Origin of the sequence: Brucella sp. NBRC 113783 (genome assembly GCF_040372265.1) — a bacterium.
In the GTDB taxonomy this organism is placed as follows: domain Bacteria; phylum Pseudomonadota; class Alphaproteobacteria; order Rhizobiales; family Rhizobiaceae; genus Brucella; species Brucella teleogrylli.
The window spans coordinates 79,288-95,608 of record NZ_BAABRX010000003.1; the positions used below are offsets into that span (position 1 = coordinate 79,288).

A 16,321-nucleotide genomic window follows, 5' to 3' on the forward strand; every position below is an offset into this window, starting at 1 on the left:
TCAGATTACCTTCGATTTGATTTCGGCTACGGCTGCGTCTGCGTCCTCGGTGTCCAGCCAGCCCAAATGCCAGCCCGGTTCGGTTTCCATGTAGGAAACGCCTTTGCCTTTCACTGTTTTGGAAATCACCACGACGGGGCGCTCGCGGGTGTCGTCTGCGCGCAAGCGGCGCAACAATTCCGTGACAGCGGTCACGTCATGACCGTCGACTTCATGGACTTCCCAGCCAAAAGCCGACCATTTCTGGTCAAGCGGCTCGATGTTCATCACGTCGTCCACTTTGCCGTCGAGCTGGTAGCCGTTGCGATCGACAATGGCGATAAGATTGCTCATCCGGTTCTGGGCTGCAAAGAGTGCCGCCTCCCAGACCTGACCTTCCTGCATTTCGCCATCGCCCATCATGCAGAAGACCTTGTAGGATTTGCCGGTCCAGCGCTGCGCGAGGGCGATGCCGATAGCATTCGATAGCGCGTGACCGATAGAGCCGGACGAAAAGTCCACGCCTGGAACCTTGCGCATGTCCGGGTGATCGCCGAGCGGACTGCCGAGCCGCGTGTAATCATCGAGCCATTCTTTGGGGAAAAAGCCGAGATCCGCATAAATCGGAAACAGGCCAACGGCTGCGTGGCCCTTGCCAATCGTGAACCGGTCGCGTTCGTCCCAATGCGGCTCGCCATGACGCAGGTTCATCACGTCGTAATAAAGCGCTGCGAAGGCTTCTGCCGCCGAGAAGACAGAGGTGTAGTGACCGGTCTTTGCAATATCGATCAGTCGGATGGTTTCCAGTCGAATGAACTGCGCGCGCTCGCGCAGAAATGAAACCGTTTTCTCATCGGGCATATAGCTGTTCGCGCCGGGCGATGCTCCAGCGGATGACATTCCGACGGGCGATGGCAGGGTCATATTCTTCTCCATGGGTGGCATATGCGCCGCAAGGGCCAATCCTGAAAGCGGGCGTCATGTTTGCGTCAAGGCGGCTCCTTCCGACCAGACGAAAATATGTATATTGACTCTTTGAGGATACATCAAGCATCATATATGATATGTAATCGCGAAAGTTCGGCGGGGCGGGAGGAACGCAAATGATAATTTTTGGATCACCATCGCGCTATGTGCAGGGTGCTGGCGCTCTGAAAGAGCTTGGTCCCGAACTTGTTCGACTGGGCGGAGATGCAGTTCTGGTCGCTGACCCCGTGCTGTGGGAACAGTACGGAGACATGATCGAGCAATCGTTTCGCAACCAGCAGATCACAGTCGCGGTGTTGATGTTTGGCGGTGATTGCACCGAGGCCGAAATCACCAGGTTACATGATGCGCTCGCCGGCGTGCCTTCTGTCGTTGCGGCAGCTGGCGGCGGCAAATGCATCGATGCGGGCAAAGCCTTGGCGCATCGCTTGAACGCCAAAGTCGTAACAGTGCCAAGCATCGCATCGACGGATGCGCCGACCTCGCACAATTATGTCATGTATGACGATGCCCATCGCATGGTGGGCGTCAGCAAACTCCCGCGTAATCCCGAGCTTGTTCTGGCCGATACGGCGGTTATCGCGAAAGCTCCGAAGCAATTTTTCCTGGCTGGAATAGGCGACGCGATCGGGAAAATCCATGAAGTAAGATGCTGCGCCAATGCGCAGGGCAAGAACATCTTCGGTGGCAGTTCCGCCTGGACAGCTGTGGTTCTGGCCGAAGCGTGCCACGCAATATTGCTGGAACATGCCGAGGCCGCACTCGCCGCATTAGACAGGAAAACACCGACGCCCGCGCTGGAGCGCGTCGTGGAAGCGACAATCCTGATGAGTGGCCTTGCTTTTGAAAGCGGGGGCTTGTCCGTCGCGCATTCGATGACGCGTGGGCTGACCGCAGTATCGCCTTTCGCGGAAAAAATGCATGGCCTTCAGGTTGCCTATGCAAATGTCGTTCAGATGCACGCCCAAGGGGCGCAGACGCCTGAGATCGATGCCTTTGTTGCCTTTTCCCGTCGTGTCGGCCTGCCAGCCACCTTGATCGAACTCGGTGGACGCGCTGCGGCTGACGACGAGATCGGAGAAATCGTCAGCAGAACGATGACTGCGCCGCATATCGGCCATCTGCCGCGTCCGTTGGATGCGGATGGGCTTGAGGCGTCAATACGGTGGGTCGAGTCCCGTTATACGGCACCCTGAGAGAGCAATGGACATGCCTGCTCCCCATAAAGCCGCACAGGACGTGGCGAGAGTATCAGTCTTTCACATGTGCCAACAGTCCGGCGCCACCGCCTTCAATATCCATGTTCAGCGCTTCATAGGCGGCGTCGGGATCTCTGGCGCGGATGGCTTTCACAATGCGCACATGCGGATGCGGATCCCAGTTCAGCGGTACGCCGCCATCATAGAGATGAGAGAGCAGGGGCCCGCAGCGGACCCAAAGATTGGATACCATTTCATGCGTGACCGGCAGGCCCGCAATCTCACAAAGTTTCAGGTGAAATTTGGTGTTCAGCCCGATGGCGGTAGGAAAGTCATCGGCATCCTGGGCTGCACTCAGCTTATTATGAATAGCCTCAAGCGCATCGACTGCCTCTGGGCTGGCATTGAGCGCGGCTTCACGCGCAGCGTTTCCTTCGAGAAAACCGCGCACTTTACGAACTTCAATCAGCGTCGCACGGGTGAGGTGAGGCACGGAAATACGGCCACGTCCATCGATCTCAAGCGCATGCTCGGCGACAAGCCGAAACAGCGCTTCGCGCATCGGCGTGGCGCTGATTCCGAAGCTTCTGGAGATCGGACGCAACGGCAGGTCTTCGCCCGGCTTGAGTCCGCCCTCCATAAGCGCCTCACGCAGATTGGTATAGGCAAGCTCGCTAAGGTTTTGTCTTTGAATGGGTTTTATCCATTCGGTCGCTGTAGCTTCTACCATTCATCACCCCTTTGATCGGCAATCTTGCGGTTCTCAATTGACTCAGTGTTATAACATGTGGCTTATAACATATATAGACATGGCGCGATACGGTTGAGGAGCCGGTGCGCCGGAGGAGGATTTAATGCTAGCCTTGCGCAAGCGTCTACCCGCTCCGGGTGCGGAGTTGGTAGAATGCGATCGAATTGAGGCCCTCTCCACTGGAGAGATTGCCGTTAAAGTTCATGCTGCGGGCATCTGCGGCAGCGATCTCCATGCGCATGCATGGGAGCCTGCTTACGGCTTCATGGAATCCTTTCTGCCGCTTACCCTTGGACATGAATTTACGGGGATCGTGACTGGCCTCGGCGCTGGCGTGAGCCAGCTTGCCATCGGCGATGCCGTTGTGTGCTGTCCAACCGTTGCTTGCGGAAAATGCAAATCCTGCCGCAATAGCCTTCCGGGCAGTTGTGAAACGCGCCGCGTGATTGGTCTCCATCGGGATGGTGGCTTCGCGGAAGAGGTGCGTATCCCCGCTAAAAATGCGCTGTTGCTGCCCAATGCGCTGCCGCTGGACGTGGCCGCACTTACAGAACCACTGGCGGTATCGATCAATGCCGTCAATGTCGGCGAAGTCTTGCCTGGAGATCGGGTGCTGGTATTGGGACCCGGTCCGATCGGAATGGGCGTCGCGATTGTCGCCAAAGCGCGCGGCGCGAAGGTGATGCTTGCTGGTTATGATGATGATGCACGCCTCGAGCTGGCGCGTGCCATGGGCATCGAAGCTTGTGTGGACCTGAAGCATGTGAATTTGGCGGATGCTGTGATGAGCCACTTCGAGGGCGGGCTCGATATCATTTTCGAAGCAACCGGGCGCGCTGAAAGTGTGGCTTCCGGATTGACCCAGCTTCGTTCTGGCGGCGTTCTGGTGGTTGTCGGTATCCATGCCGAACCACTCACTCTTGATCTCAATGTGCTGGTGCGCGGCAAAAAGCAATTGCGCGGCAGCCACGACGCCACACCGGAAGCCTTCGCTGAAGCCGTTGAGCGTCTCGCTGCGGAGCCTGAGCTTTATACCCGCATGATCACCCATCGTTTGTCTTTGGCTGACGCCGAAGAAGGATTTGCGCTCGCCCGAAAGCGGGCCGCGCTCAAAGTGATGCTGTTTCCCGAAGGAAATCCCAATGTCTGATATGACGACGCTTTCCGTTGTAGCTGCCCGTCCGGGTGGCCCTGAAGTTCTCGAACTTGTTGCGCGTGAGTTGCCCGCCCTGAAGCCCGGCGAGATGCGCGTACAAGTGCATGCGGCAGGCGTCAATCGGCCCGATGCCATGCAGCGTGCCGGTAACTATCCACCACCGCCCGGTGTGACTGACGTTTTGGGGCTGGAACTGTCGGGCGTGGTCCTTGAGACGGCGAATGACGTCACGCGTTTCCGCGTGGGTGACCGCATCATGGCGCTGGTGGCCGGTGGCGCTTATGCTGAAGAAGCCGTGGTGCAGGCGGATGTCTGCATACCGGTGCCAGCCGGTCTGTCGATGATTGAGGCGGCAGGTATTCCCGAAACCTACTTCACGGTTTGGAGCAACCTTTTCCAGCGTGCTCGCCTTCAGCCCGGCGAAACGGTGCTCCTGCATGGCGGCACGTCCGGTATCGGCGTGACCGCGACATTGCTGGCCAAGGCCATCGGCGCACGCATGATCACCACATGCGGTTCGGACGACAAGTGCCGTGCATCCGAAGCTCTGGGCGCGGTGGCCTCAATCAATTATCGCACAACCGATTTCGTTGAGGCCGGCCGGGCATTGACTGAGGGGCGTGGACCAGAAGTGATCGTCGATATGGTCGGCGGCAGCTACATGCAGCGCAATCTGCAATTGGTGGCCGAGGATGGACGCATTGCGCAAATCGCCTTCCAGCAAGGATCGCAGGCCCAGATGGACATGGGACCTTTGCTCTTCAAGCGCCTCACGCTGAGCGGTTCGACGCTCCGCGCGCGCCCGCTGGCGATGAAGGCGGCATTGACCCGCGCGGTGGAGACCGAGGTCTTGCCGTTGATCCTCGACAAGGGGGCTCGTCCCGTCATCGATTCCGTATTCAACCTTGCCGATGTGCGTGAAGCCCATGCCCATCTCGAAGCCTCAGCGCATACCGGCAAGATTGTTCTTAAAACGACTGCCTGCGGCGAGGAGTAAGCGCAGATGCTAGATGTTCAACGACGTTCCAATCGTACCGGCGCTCATATCTTGGCAGGCGCGTTGCAGCGCCATGGTGTTACCCGTGTCTTCGGACAGTCGATCCCTTCAGCGTTCTTTCTTGCCGCGCCTGATTTCGGCATTACGCAGGTCGGCTACCGTACGGAAAATGCGGGTGCGGCCATGGCCGATGCTTATGCCCGCGTCTCTGGGCAAGTTGCGGTCGTAACCGCTCAGAACGGTCCGGCAGCAACCTTGCTGGTTCCGGGCCTCGCCGAAGCACTCAAGGCTTCTATTCCGGTTGTGGCAATTGTTCAGGATGTCCATCGCCAGTTTACCGACAAGAACGCTTTTCAGGAGCTGGATCATCTGGCGCTCTTTGACGGAGCAGCCAAATGGGTTCGTCGCGTCAGCGAGATTTCGCGTATCGAAGACTATGTCGATATGGCCTTTACGGCTGCGACGACCGGTCGTGCAGGCCCGGCTGTTCTTCTGGTTCCGCTCGATGTTCTCGATGAACTGGACGACGGTGCATTAAAGACTGCACGTCAGGCTTCTCTTGGCCATTACCCTCTTGATCCGGTTGCGCCAGATCCGGCACGTGTCAGCGAAGCTGCGGCGCTGCTTGCGTCCGCACGTCACCCTTTGGTTATTGCTGGCGGCGGCGTGCACAGTGCGCGCGGCTATGAAGCTCTGTCTGCGCTGCAGGCTCTCGGTTTCCCTGTCGCGACCACGGTGATGGGCAAGGGTGCAATCGACGAAACCAATCCGCTTTCGCTTGGCGTGGTGGGATATTTCATGGGGCCTGGCGCGCGTGCGGGTCAGCTCGCGCCGATGGTGCAGGACGCAGATGTCATATTGCTGGTCGGCAATCGCACCAATCAGAACGGCACCGACAGCTGGCAGCTTTATCCCAAAGACGCGCGCTATATCCAGATCGATATTGATGGCACAGAGGTTGGCCGCAACTACGAGGCGCTACGCCTTGTCGGCGATGCGCGTCTTGGGCTCGAAGCCCTTGTTGCAGCCCTGAAGCTGCAGGACCTGTCTGTTCGCGAGGCGCAGCGCTCGGCCACTGAGACACGCATTCGCGATGGCTTGAAGGACGGCGCAAAACTGCGCGAGACCAAGGCGGGTTCGGATGCGACACCACTGCGGCCCGAACGGATTGTCGCGGAAATCGACCGTCTGTTTACGCCCGATTCCATTGTCGTGGCGGACGCGTCCTATTCCTCGATCTGGGTTGCCGATGGTGTGACCATCCGCTCCGGCGGACAACGGGTCATCACGCCACGGGGCCTGGCCGGTTTGGGCTGGGGACTACCGTTTGCGCTGGGCGCAAAGGCAGCTCGCCCGCAGTCGCCGGTTATTTGCCTGACGGGCGACGGTGGTTTCGCGCATGTCTGGGCCGAGATCGAAACCTCCAAGCGGATGAACCTGCCAGTCGTGGTTGTTGTGCTCAACAATCAGATTCTGGGTTACCAGAAACATGCGGAACTCAGCCTCTTTGGTGCATATACCGATGTCGTGCATTTCCAGCCGGTCGACCATGCGGCAATTGCGCAAGCCTGCGGTGTCAATGGCATCCGGGTAGAGCGCGCTGATCAACTTGCCGCTGCACTTGAGACGGCTCTTCGTTCCAATGTTCTGACTGTCATTGACGTCGTCACCGACGAACGCGCTTACCCGCCTGTCACCAGTTTCACCGGAAAACAAGCACTCGACTATTAATTCTTCAGGGAGAGAGAGAATGAAACTATCCAAACTGCTTATGAGTGCGTCGCTCGGCATCGCACTTTCCTCGACCGCGCTGTCTGCGGCTTTCGCCGATGTGAAGATCGGTTCACTCTATCCGATCAGCGGCCCTCTCGCTCTTCTGGGCGAAGAAAGCGCGCGTGGTCTTGAGCTTGCCGTTGAGGAAGTCAACGCAGCTGGTGGCATCAAGGGCGAAAAGATCGTGCTGGAGCGCGGTGATGCTGTTGATAACAACCAGGCCACTGGCGAAGCGCGCCGCCTGATTTCGCTTTCAGGCGTCAAGGCTATCTTCGGCACCTATTCGTCGGCTCGCGTTATTGCCGCTTCGCAGGTCAGCGAACTTGCAGGCGTTCCTTATTTCGAACTCGGCGCCGTTGCCGATGAAGTGACGGGACGTGGCCTGCAATATCTGTTCCGCACCAATCCGACCGCTGAAAACATGGGTAAGGATTCGGTCGATATGCTGGTCAAGAGCATCGCGCCGGGTCTCGGCAAGGATGCGAAGGATCTGAAGATCGGCATCATCTACGAAGATTCGTCTTACGGCACCTCGGTTGCGGGCCATCAGGAAGCAAACTCTAAGGCTGCCGGTCTGAATGTCGTGCTGAAGTCGGGTTACCCGTCCAATACCGTCGACATGTCCTCTCTGGTTCTGGAACTGCGTGAAAAGGGCGTCGATGTTGTCATGCAGACCTCCTATCAGAACGACTCTGTTCTGTTTCTTCAGCAGGCCAATGAGACGGGCTACAAACCGCTGGCCGTTATCGGTGGCGGTGGCGGTTATTCCATGCAGCCGACTGCCGATGCAGTGGGGCATGACGTGATTGAGGGCGTTTACGACGTCGACTTCACGCAATATGCGGTCAATACCGAGGCGACGCCGGGCCTGACCAAGTTTGTTGAGGCTTACAAGGCCAAGTATGGTTCGGAACCGCGTTCGGGCCATTCGCTCAACAACTATGTCGGTGCGAAGGCAGTCTTCCAGGCGCTCAATGCGGGCGAAGGTCTTGAACCGGACCAGATCGTCAGTGCGGCCAAGGCACTGGATATTCCCGATGGTCAGACAGCTGCTGGCTACGGCGTGAAGTTCGGCAAGAATAACCAGAACGAGCGTGCCAGCATGATGGGCATGCAGTGGCAGGACGGCAAGCTCGTCACTGTCTATCCGGAAAATGCCGCCGTCGCGAAGATGCGCTTTAACAAATGATCGTGCAAGGGCGACCACAGGTGCTGAACCTGTGATCGCCCCCGCTCGTGGAGCATGCTATGACGACCTTTCTACAAATCCTATTGAACGGCCTCATGCTTGGTGGACTGTTCGCAATTGTCGCCATCGGCCTGACGCTGATTTTCGGCATCGTCAAAGTCGTGAACTTTGCCCATGGGGAATTCCTCATGGCAGGCATGTTCGTGACATGGATGATCACAACGAGGCTGGGACTCCATCCCTATGCCGCAGTGATCATTGTTGTACCCATGATGTTTCTATTGGGTGCGTTGACCCAGAGGCTGCTGATACAGCCGCTGATGTCGGCCGAGGACGACCATGTCCAGATTTTCGCCACCGTCGGTCTCTCCACGGCAATGATCAATCTCGCGCTGCTGATTTTCGGCGCGGACATCGCCAACACACCCAATTTCGGCCTGCGTGCACCAATCGAGATCGGTTCCTTACGCATTTTGACGGGGCAGGTTTACATTTTCCTGGCGGCCATAGCGCTGGTGATCGTTCTGCAACTGTTTCTCAAGAAAAGTCAGACCGGTCGCGCCATTCGCGCCGTCGCCCAGCATCGCGTCGCTGCTGAGTTGATGGGCGTCAATGTATCACGCATCTACATTCTCAGTTTCGGCCTGGGGGCAGCCTGTGTCGGCTTCGCTGCTGTGTTGATTGCGCCCCTTTATCCGACCTCATCCAACATCGGCACCTATTTCGTGCTGACGGCCTTTGTGGTTGTCGTGCTCGGCGGTCTTGGTTCAATTCCGGGTGCGTTTTTCGGCGCGCTGATTATCGGCGTTATCGATGCGATGTCGGGTTACTACATCGGTTCCGATCTGCGGGAGGCCGTCGTATTCGGCATATTCCTGCTGATCCTCATTCTCAAGCCATCCGGTCTGTTCGGCAAGCGGCTCACCCTTTCGCACCTGTCCTGAGGAAAATTCATGAGCATCAGTGAAACTCTAAGCGGGACTGGCACGAAAAAAACCAGATTGGGCTGGGGCCCAATCGCCTTCTTCGGCGTTCTGGCCCTGCTGCTGCTTCTGCCGCTGGCGATCAACAACGCCTTCGTCTCGCATATCTTCATCACGATCTGCCTGTTTGCCGCGCTGTCCACCGCGTGGAATCTCGTCGGCGGCTTCGCCGGTCAGATGTCGCTCGGCCATGCCGTCTTCTATGGTATCGGCGGCTATACGGGCGTAATCCTGTTCAATCTGGGGATCAGCCCCTGGTTCAGCATGTTTGTGGGCGCGCTGATTGCAGCGCTGGTCGGCATGCTGATTTCCTATCCGTGTTTCCGTCTCAAGGGTCCGTTCTATTCTCTGGCCTCTATCGCGTTTCTTGAAGTGTTCCGCGTGCTTTCACTGCATTTCGGTTCGCTTACGGGCGGTGCAACAGGTCTGATGATCGAATTGCGTCTCGGCTGGACGTGGATGGTGTTCCGCGAACGCTGGCCGTCACTGCTGATCGTCTTCGGCATGCTTCTGGTAACGCTGCTCGTTACCTGGGCCGTGCGCCGTTCGCGTCTGGGCTTTTACCTTGTCGCAACCCGTGAACGTGAATCTGCCGCGCGTGCGGCAGGTGTTCGTACCGTTCGTGTACGCCTGATTGCAGTTGCGATCTCGTCGGCCCTTTGCGCAATGCTCGGTACATTCCATGCAATGTATCTGACCTTCATCGAACCGGCGGCCATGTTCTCGCTCGCCTTCTCGATCCAGATTGCCATGTTCGCCCTTATCGGCGGTCTTGGCACTGTCGCGGGTCCGCTGCTTGGCGCAGCGCTTCTGGTGCCAATCACTGAATGGGCACGTGCGTCGCTCGGTGCTTCTGCGCTCGGGCTGCACGGCTTCGTCTATGGTCTGGTGTTGATCCTCGTCGTTCTCTTCATGCCGAATGGCATCATGGGCGCGCTCAAGCGTTTCACCCGCAAACCGACAGCGACTGACAGCAAGGATGCAGCGCCTGCGACCGAAACGGGACCCATCATTGCGCCCGCAACCGCAACTGCAGCGCCGTCTCCCGACCGTTCCGGCATCGGACAGGACATTCTGCGCGTCGAAAACCTCAACAAGCATTTCGGTGGCCTTCATGTTACCCGCAATGTCAGCTTCTCATTGCGTGAAGGCGAGGTTCTTGGTCTGATCGGCCCGAATGGTGCAGGCAAAACCACGCTCTTCAATATGATTTCCGGCTTCATGAGCCCGGATGAGGGCAAGGTGAGTATGCGGGGTCCCGATGGCGAGTTCCATACGCCCAACAATCCCGCCGATTTTGCAGCGCTTGGTCTTGGCCGCACGTTCCAGATCGTCCAGCCCTTTGCGGCTATGACCGTTGAGGAAAACATCATGGTCGGCGCGTTCTATCGTCATCATGAAGAAAAAGACGCCCGCGAAGCGGCCCGCCAGACTGCTTGGCGTATGGGACTTGGCCCGTTGCTTAACGCAGAAGCGCGTGGCCTCACGATCGGTGGTTTGAAACGACTGGAAGTCGCCCGCGTCATGGCAATGGAACCGCGCGTTCTTCTGCTGGACGAAGTGATGGCTGGCATCAATCAGACCGACGTGCGTCGCGCCATTGATCTGATGTTGTCCATCCGCGACTCCGGCGTTTCGATCATCGCAATCGAACACGTGATGCAGGCTGTCATGTCGTTGTCGGATCGGGTGATCGTTCTTGCCTCGGGCGAGGTCATTGCACAGGGACGTCCGCAGGATGTCGTGCGCGATCCTCAAGTTGTGGAAGCCTATCTGGGCAAGGAGTTTGCACATGCTCACGCTTGAACATGTTGATGCCGGTTACGGCCCGACCACCATCCTGCAAGATGTCAGCCTTGATGTGAAGGAAGGGGAGATTGTAACGATTGTCGGCGCGAATGGCGCCGGCAAGACGACGACGCTGCGCACAATCGTCGGCCAGATCCAGCCCCGCGCTGGCAAGATCACTTTCATGGGCGAGGATATAACACGGCTACCGGCGCATGAAGTTGTGGATCGTGGCATCATTCTGGTGCCGGAAGGGCGTCAGCTTTTTCCTGATATGACGGTGCGCGAAAATCTCCAGATGGGAACCTATCGCAAGGCTGCCCGCGCCTCGCAGCAAAGCCGTCTGGAAGAAGTTCTGGAACTTTTTCCCCGTGTTAAGGAGCGTCTGGAGCAGACCGCGTCGTCGCTTTCCGGCGGCGAGCAGCAAATGGTGGCTATTGCGCGCGGCATGATGGCAAATCCGCGCATCCTGATGTTCGACGAACCATCGCTCGGACTGGCGCCGATTGTCGTGTCGCAGGTTTTCGATGTGGTGCGCCAGATCGCGGCGACAGGAACCACGGTGCTGATTGTCGAACAAAACGTCTTCACGACGCTGAAAGTCGCCAATCGCGGTTACGTGCTCGAAAACGGACAGGTGGTTCTGGCCGATAGTTCGGAAGCACTTCTGAATAACGATCACGTTCGTCGCGCTTATCTTGGAATCTAAAAATGCAACTCACTGAAATTACGCCCGAAACGATCCGCCGCCGTCCATCGCATGAAGGTCGCAACGTCTTGGTGACGGGAGCCGCGCGCGGCATTGGTCGCGCAATCGCCCAGGCCTTTGTCGAGCGTCATGCGACGGTCGGTATCTGCGATCTCAATCCGCAAGATGTTGCTCGCGCCTGCGATGAACTGAATGCACTCGGTTTGGGACGTGCGGTTGCGGTCGCCTGCGATGTGTCGGACTATGATGCGCTCGTCGCAGCAATCGACGCGACGGGATTGGCTTTCGATACCGTGATCAACAATGCCGGTATTTCTCCCAAGCACGATGGCGTTGCGCACAAGGTCTGGCAGATGGCGCCCGACGAGTGGCGGCGGGTTGTCGATGTCAATCTGACGGGAACCTTCAACACTATTCGCGCCCTGACCCCAGCGATGGTGGAAGCCCGCCGTGGTTGGATCGTGAACACGTCGTCGGTAGCGGGGAAGACCTATTCGCCGATTGTAGCCTGCCATTATGCCGCGACGAAGTCGGCTATTATTGGCTTTACCAAACATCTGGCCGCCGAACTCGGGCCATTTTCAATCCGCGTGAACGCACTTGCTCCCGGGCGCATCGCAACGCCGATGGTCGCGGGCGTGGCTCCGGAGGTCAATGCCGAACAGGTCAAGCTGACGCCGATGGCGCGTCTTGGCGAACCGGCAGAAGTGGCGGATGTCGCTCTTTGGCTCACTTCAACTGAATCCAGCTTCGTTACCGGCCAGACAATCGATGTGGCTGGTGGGCTCTATATGACGTGAGGTGTCAGAAGTGATAACCGGACATACCAAGCTTTACGGCATCGTCGCCAACCCAATCGCTCACGTCAAAACACCCGAAGAGATGAACAATCACTTCGAAGCGTTGGGCTATGACGGCGTTTTGGTGCCATTCCATGTCGTGCCTGAAAATCTCGGGCGTTTCATCGACAATCTGCGCGGGATCGAGAACTTTGGCGGTCTGATTGTTACAGTTCCGCACAAGACGTCCGTTCTGGAGATGTGCGACCGGGTTGTCGGCGATGCCGCGCTGATCGGTGCTGTCAATACCATTCGTCGCGAGGCCGATGGTAGTCTGGTTGGCGCGATGCTGGACGGAAAAGGGTTCGTAAACGGTCTTGAATTCAACGGTATCGATGTGGCGGGCATGGATGCCTGCCTTCTCGGTGCGGGCGGTGCTGGAGCGGCGATTGCTTTCGCACTTGCCGAAGCTGGTGTCGCGAAGCTGACCATTGTCAATCGTTCTGAAGAAAAGTCACGCGATCTGGCAGCGCGCGTGAGCCGCCGCTACCCTTCCGTCAAGGTTATGGCTGGGGCACCAGAAACTTCCAAACGCGATCTTGTCGTAAATGCTACGTCCCTCGGCTTGCGTCCCGGTGACGGCTTGCCGCTCGACGATCTTTCCTTCCATGACGGTCAGATTGTGGCTGAAGTGATCATGGAACCCGAAATTACACCATTGCTGGCTGCCGCCCAAGAAAAGGGTGCACGTATCCATTTTGGTCGTCCGATGCTGCGACAGCAAATTCGCCTCATGGCGCAGCATATGGGCGTCAAGGCAGCGGCAGCTTAAAATGCCACGGAGTCAAATTTAGATGGCACAGGCTCTTCCGCAAAACGCGCGCTTCGATTTCATTATCGTAGGCGGTGGTACTGCTGGCTGCATTCTCGCCGAGGCGCTCACCCGCTCGGGCCGAAACAAGGTTCTGCTTTGCGAGGCCGGTGGCGAAGCAAGGTCACCCTGGATTCGCATCCCGGCTGGTTTCTACAAGCTTCTGGTCAATAAGCGTTACAACTGGGGTTTTTGGAGCACGGAAGAGGCAGCGACGGATTTTCGTCGCATCGCCATCCCACGCGGAAAGGGTCTCGGTGGTTCAACACTCATCAATGGCATGATTTATGTCCGCGGTCAGCCGCAGGATTATGAACACTGGCAAGAGCGGGGCGCCGCTGGTTGGGACTGGCAAGGTGTCCTACCATATTTCAAGGCCATTGAGCGCTGGCAGCTTCCAGATCCAGACGGTTTGCGCGGTCTTTCCGGACCGTTACCCGTAAATGAAGTGGTCGAAAAAAATGCCATTGGCGAGGCATTCATTGCTGCCGCGCAAGCGCAAGGCCAGAAATTCAATCCTGATTATAATGGTGCATCCCAGGAAGGTGTGGGCTGGTATCAGGTCAATCAATCGGGCGGTGAACGTTATTCGGCGGATCGTGCCTGGCTTGCGCAGGCGCGCAAACGCTCGAACCTGACCGTCCTGACCAACACCCGCGTGACGCGTATTCTCCTTGAGGGCAAGAAAGCTGTTGGCGTGGCTTTGACCGATGGTGGAGAAAGCTGCAACGTGTTGGCGAACGAAGTCATCATGACGGCAGGCGCAATCCAGACCCCCCAGCTTCTGGAGCTATCAGGCATTGGCGATCCGGATCGGCTGAAATCGATCGGCATAGAACCGGTTCACGCATTGCCGGGTGTGGGGGAAAACTACCTCGATCATTTCTGCACAAGAATGAACTGGCGTGTTTCGCAACCCGTAACGTTGAACGAATATACACGCGGACCGCGCCTTGTGGGTGAGGTTTTGAAATATGCGCTGAAACGGCGTGGCGTGCTAACCTATGGCACGGGTTTGAACCATGCGTTTCTGCGGTCGCGCCCAGAGCTTGATCGGCCAGACGTACAGTTTTTCTTTATGCATGCAAGTTACGCCAATGCTGCCGAGCGCAAGCTTCACCATTTTCCCGGCATGACGCTGGGGGTAACGCAGTTGAGGCCCCGGTCTCGCGGTTCGATCCATGCCGTGTCGGCGGATATCAATGTGCAGCCCGCTATCGTGCCGAACTTCCTGGACCACGAAGAAGACCGCCGCGCGATGGTGGACGGTATGAAGCTCGCGCGTCGGATCATCGACCAGAAGCCAATGGACGCCTTTCGCGTGGCAGAACTCAGCCCGGGTGAAAATTGCGCACGCGACGAGGATTGGCTGGCCTTTGCACGGGCCAATGGTCAGACGATCTATCATGCGGCGGGAACCTGCAGGATGGGTGAAGATTCCGGTGCGGTGGTTGACCCTTCGCTGCGTGTCCACGGGATATCGGGACTAAGGGTAATCGACGCCTCGGTCATGCCGGAAATGGTGTCCGGCAATACGCAGGCGGCCGTTATGATGCTGGCGGCCAAAGGGGCCGATCTCGTTTTGGGCAATAAACATTAAGTCGCTGTCGGGCGCACCGCTTGCGGCGCAATTGAATTATGCAGGAGATATCGATGTATCCTAAACTGACCCTGATCGTAGGTGGCGAAGAGCGTAACGAAGGTTCCGCTGGAACGCTGCGTCTGACAGACCCTTCGGACGGACGCGAACTGACAGTTGCTCCGCGTGCGGGTCGTGCGGAGGCAGAAGAAGCTGCCAGTTCTGCCGCGCAGGGTGGTGCCCAGTGGGCTGCGCTTTCGGCACTGGAGCGGTCCAAGATCATGCGCCGGGCAGCCGACATCATGCGCGAGCGTGCAGATGAGGCCGCCCTTGTCATGTCGATGGAACAGGGCAAGCCTCTGGTCGAGGCGCGGGGCGAGTGGCTGGGTTCAGCTGATCTTCTTGACTGGTTTGCCGAAGAAGGTCGGCGTGTTTACGGTCGTATCGTGCCTTCGCGTGCGCCAAACATTCAGATACAGGTGCTGAAGCATCCGGTCGGACCCGTGGCGGCCTTCACGCCCTGGAATTTTCCGGCATGGAATACGATGCAAAAGGTGGCCCCCGCATTGGGCGCAGGCTGTCCGGTCGTCATCAAGCCAGCGTCGGATACGCCTGGCACCGCATGGCTGATCGGCAAATGCCTGCTCGCGGCTGGATTGCCGCCCAAGGCTATTTCCGTCATCTGGGGGGCGACGTCCGAGCTTTCCGATACGCTTATCAAGGCACCTGAAATTCGGAAGGTCTCGCTGACCGGTTCAACGCGTGTGGGGCGTATCGTTGCCGCACAAGCGGGTGAACAGCTCAAGAAAGTTACAATGGAACTTGGTGGGCACGGTCCGGTCATTGTGGCGGCGGATGCTGATCTCGATCACCTGATTCCGCTCGCCGTGCAATGGAAGTTCCGCAATTGCGGACAGGTTTGCGTTTCGCCAACGCGCTTCATCGTCGATGCTTCCATCCACGATGAATTCGTACGCCGTTTCGCTGAAAAGGCGCAGGAACTGAAGGTGGGCAAGGGTGTTGAGGCAGACACGCAGATGGGGCCGCTGACGTCGGCGAGCCAGCTTGAAACGGTTGTCGATATGGTCGCTGATGCCGTTACCAAGGGAGCCAAGGTTGAGACCGGCGGTGAACGGATTGGCGAAAGCGGGAATTTCTATGCTCCAACAATCCTGTCAGGCATGAAATCCGATATGCTGGCAATGAACGAAGAGCCCTTCGGCCCGCTCGCCCTCGTCATGCGCGTGAGTTCGCTCGATGAGGCCATCGCCGAGGGCAATCGGCTCCCGGTTGGTCTGGGTGCCTATCTTTTCACCTCTAGCATGACGACGGCACACAAGGTGCAAAACAGGCTGAAGAGCGGCATGCTTGGCGTCAATCATTTCGCGCTCGCCTTGCCTGAAACACCTTTCGGTGGTGTCCGCGATTCCGGCTTCGGTTCTGAAGGTGGTCTGGAAGGTATTGAAGCCTATCTGACGACGATGACCGTCACGACGATGATGGTCTGAAATCGTAAGCCCCGAGCACGAAAAGCCCTGCCATGGGTGGGGCTTTTCAAGAGATGTTGTGCCAGACAGCAAA

At 57.8% G+C, this 16,321-nt stretch carries 14 protein-coding genes; 12 read left to right on the top strand and 2 right to left on the bottom strand.

The window, feature by feature from the left end; all coding sequences use genetic code 11:
• Positions 1-903 (bottom strand): transketolase, encoded by a 903-nt coding sequence (locus tag ABWW11_RS10935; RefSeq protein ID WP_319080296.1) that lies wholly within the window; start codon positions 901-903, stop codon positions 1-3.
• A 179-nt stretch (positions 904-1,082) separates the two neighbouring features.
• Between ABWW11_RS10935 and ABWW11_RS10940 the strand changes: the two genes are divergently transcribed.
• Positions 1,083-2,162 (top strand): glycerol dehydrogenase, encoded by a 1,080-nt coding sequence (locus tag ABWW11_RS10940; protein WP_319080297.1) that lies wholly within the window; start codon positions 1,083-1,085, stop codon positions 2,160-2,162.
• A gap of 55 nt (positions 2,163-2,217) precedes the next feature.
• Here the strand turns inward: ABWW11_RS10940 and ABWW11_RS10945 are convergent, their stop codons facing one another.
• On the bottom strand, positions 2,218-2,895 hold the full coding sequence (locus ABWW11_RS10945; protein ID WP_319080298.1) for a GntR family transcriptional regulator: 678 nt from the start codon (positions 2,893-2,895) through the stop codon (positions 2,218-2,220).
• A gap of 124 nt (positions 2,896-3,019) precedes the next feature.
• Here ABWW11_RS10945 and ABWW11_RS10950 point away from each other — a divergent pair, with 124 nt between their 5' ends.
• The 11 genes from ABWW11_RS10950 to ABWW11_RS11000 are packed head-to-tail and all read left to right on the top strand — an operon-like array spanning position 3,020 to position 16,248.
• Positions 3,020-4,066: a zinc-dependent alcohol dehydrogenase gene (locus ABWW11_RS10950; RefSeq protein WP_109366213.1), complete on the top strand. Its 1,047-nt coding sequence runs from the start codon at positions 3,020-3,022 to the stop codon at positions 4,064-4,066.
• Positions 4,059-5,069 carry an NAD(P)H-quinone oxidoreductase gene (locus ABWW11_RS10955; protein WP_124915352.1) on the top strand — a complete coding sequence of 337 codons (1,011 nt, stop codon included), beginning with the start codon at positions 4,059-4,061 and terminating at the stop codon, positions 5,067-5,069. The genes ABWW11_RS10950 and ABWW11_RS10955 overlap by 8 nt, the downstream gene beginning before the upstream one ends.
• Before the next feature lie 6 nt (positions 5,070-5,075).
• Positions 5,076-6,800, top strand: a complete 1,725-nt coding sequence (locus ABWW11_RS10960; protein ID WP_109366211.1) for an acetolactate synthase catalytic subunit — start codon at positions 5,076-5,078, stop codon at positions 6,798-6,800.
• A 19-nt stretch (positions 6,801-6,819) separates the two neighbouring features.
• Positions 6,820-8,031 (top strand): ABC transporter substrate-binding protein, encoded by a 1,212-nt coding sequence (locus ABWW11_RS10965; RefSeq protein WP_109366210.1) that lies wholly within the window; start codon positions 6,820-6,822, stop codon positions 8,029-8,031.
• Positions 8,032-8,090: 59 nt separating this feature from the next.
• Entirely contained in the window at positions 8,091-8,975 is an 885-nt protein-coding gene (locus ABWW11_RS10970) for a branched-chain amino acid ABC transporter permease (protein WP_124915353.1), read from the top strand.
• Between the two features lie 9 nt (positions 8,976-8,984).
• Positions 8,985-10,820: a branched-chain amino acid ABC transporter ATP-binding protein/permease gene (locus tag ABWW11_RS10975; protein WP_124915354.1), complete on the top strand. Its 1,836-nt coding sequence runs from the start codon at positions 8,985-8,987 to the stop codon at positions 10,818-10,820.
• Positions 10,807-11,511 carry an ABC transporter ATP-binding protein gene (locus tag ABWW11_RS10980; RefSeq protein WP_109366209.1) on the top strand — a complete coding sequence of 235 codons (705 nt, stop codon included), beginning with the start codon at positions 10,807-10,809 and terminating at the stop codon, positions 11,509-11,511. The genes ABWW11_RS10975 and ABWW11_RS10980 overlap by 14 nt, the downstream gene beginning before the upstream one ends.
• Before the next feature lie 2 nt (positions 11,512-11,513).
• Positions 11,514-12,311, top strand: a complete 798-nt coding sequence (gene fabG / locus ABWW11_RS10985) for a 3-oxoacyl-ACP reductase FabG (protein WP_109366208.1) — start codon at positions 11,514-11,516, stop codon at positions 12,309-12,311.
• Between the two features lie 10 nt (positions 12,312-12,321).
• On the top strand, positions 12,322-13,122 hold the full coding sequence (locus ABWW11_RS10990) for a shikimate dehydrogenase family protein (RefSeq protein ID WP_109366207.1): 801 nt from the start codon (positions 12,322-12,324) through the stop codon (positions 13,120-13,122).
• Positions 13,123-13,144: 22 nt separating this feature from the next.
• Positions 13,145-14,761, top strand: coding sequence for a GMC family oxidoreductase (locus ABWW11_RS10995; protein ID WP_109366206.1), 1,617 nt, complete (start codon positions 13,145-13,147; stop codon positions 14,759-14,761).
• 53 nt (positions 14,762-14,814) lie between these two features.
• Positions 14,815-16,248 carry an NAD-dependent succinate-semialdehyde dehydrogenase gene (locus tag ABWW11_RS11000; protein WP_109366205.1) on the top strand — a complete coding sequence of 478 codons (1,434 nt, stop codon included), beginning with the start codon at positions 14,815-14,817 and terminating at the stop codon, positions 16,246-16,248.
• The last annotated feature ends 73 nt before the right edge of the window (positions 16,249-16,321 follow it).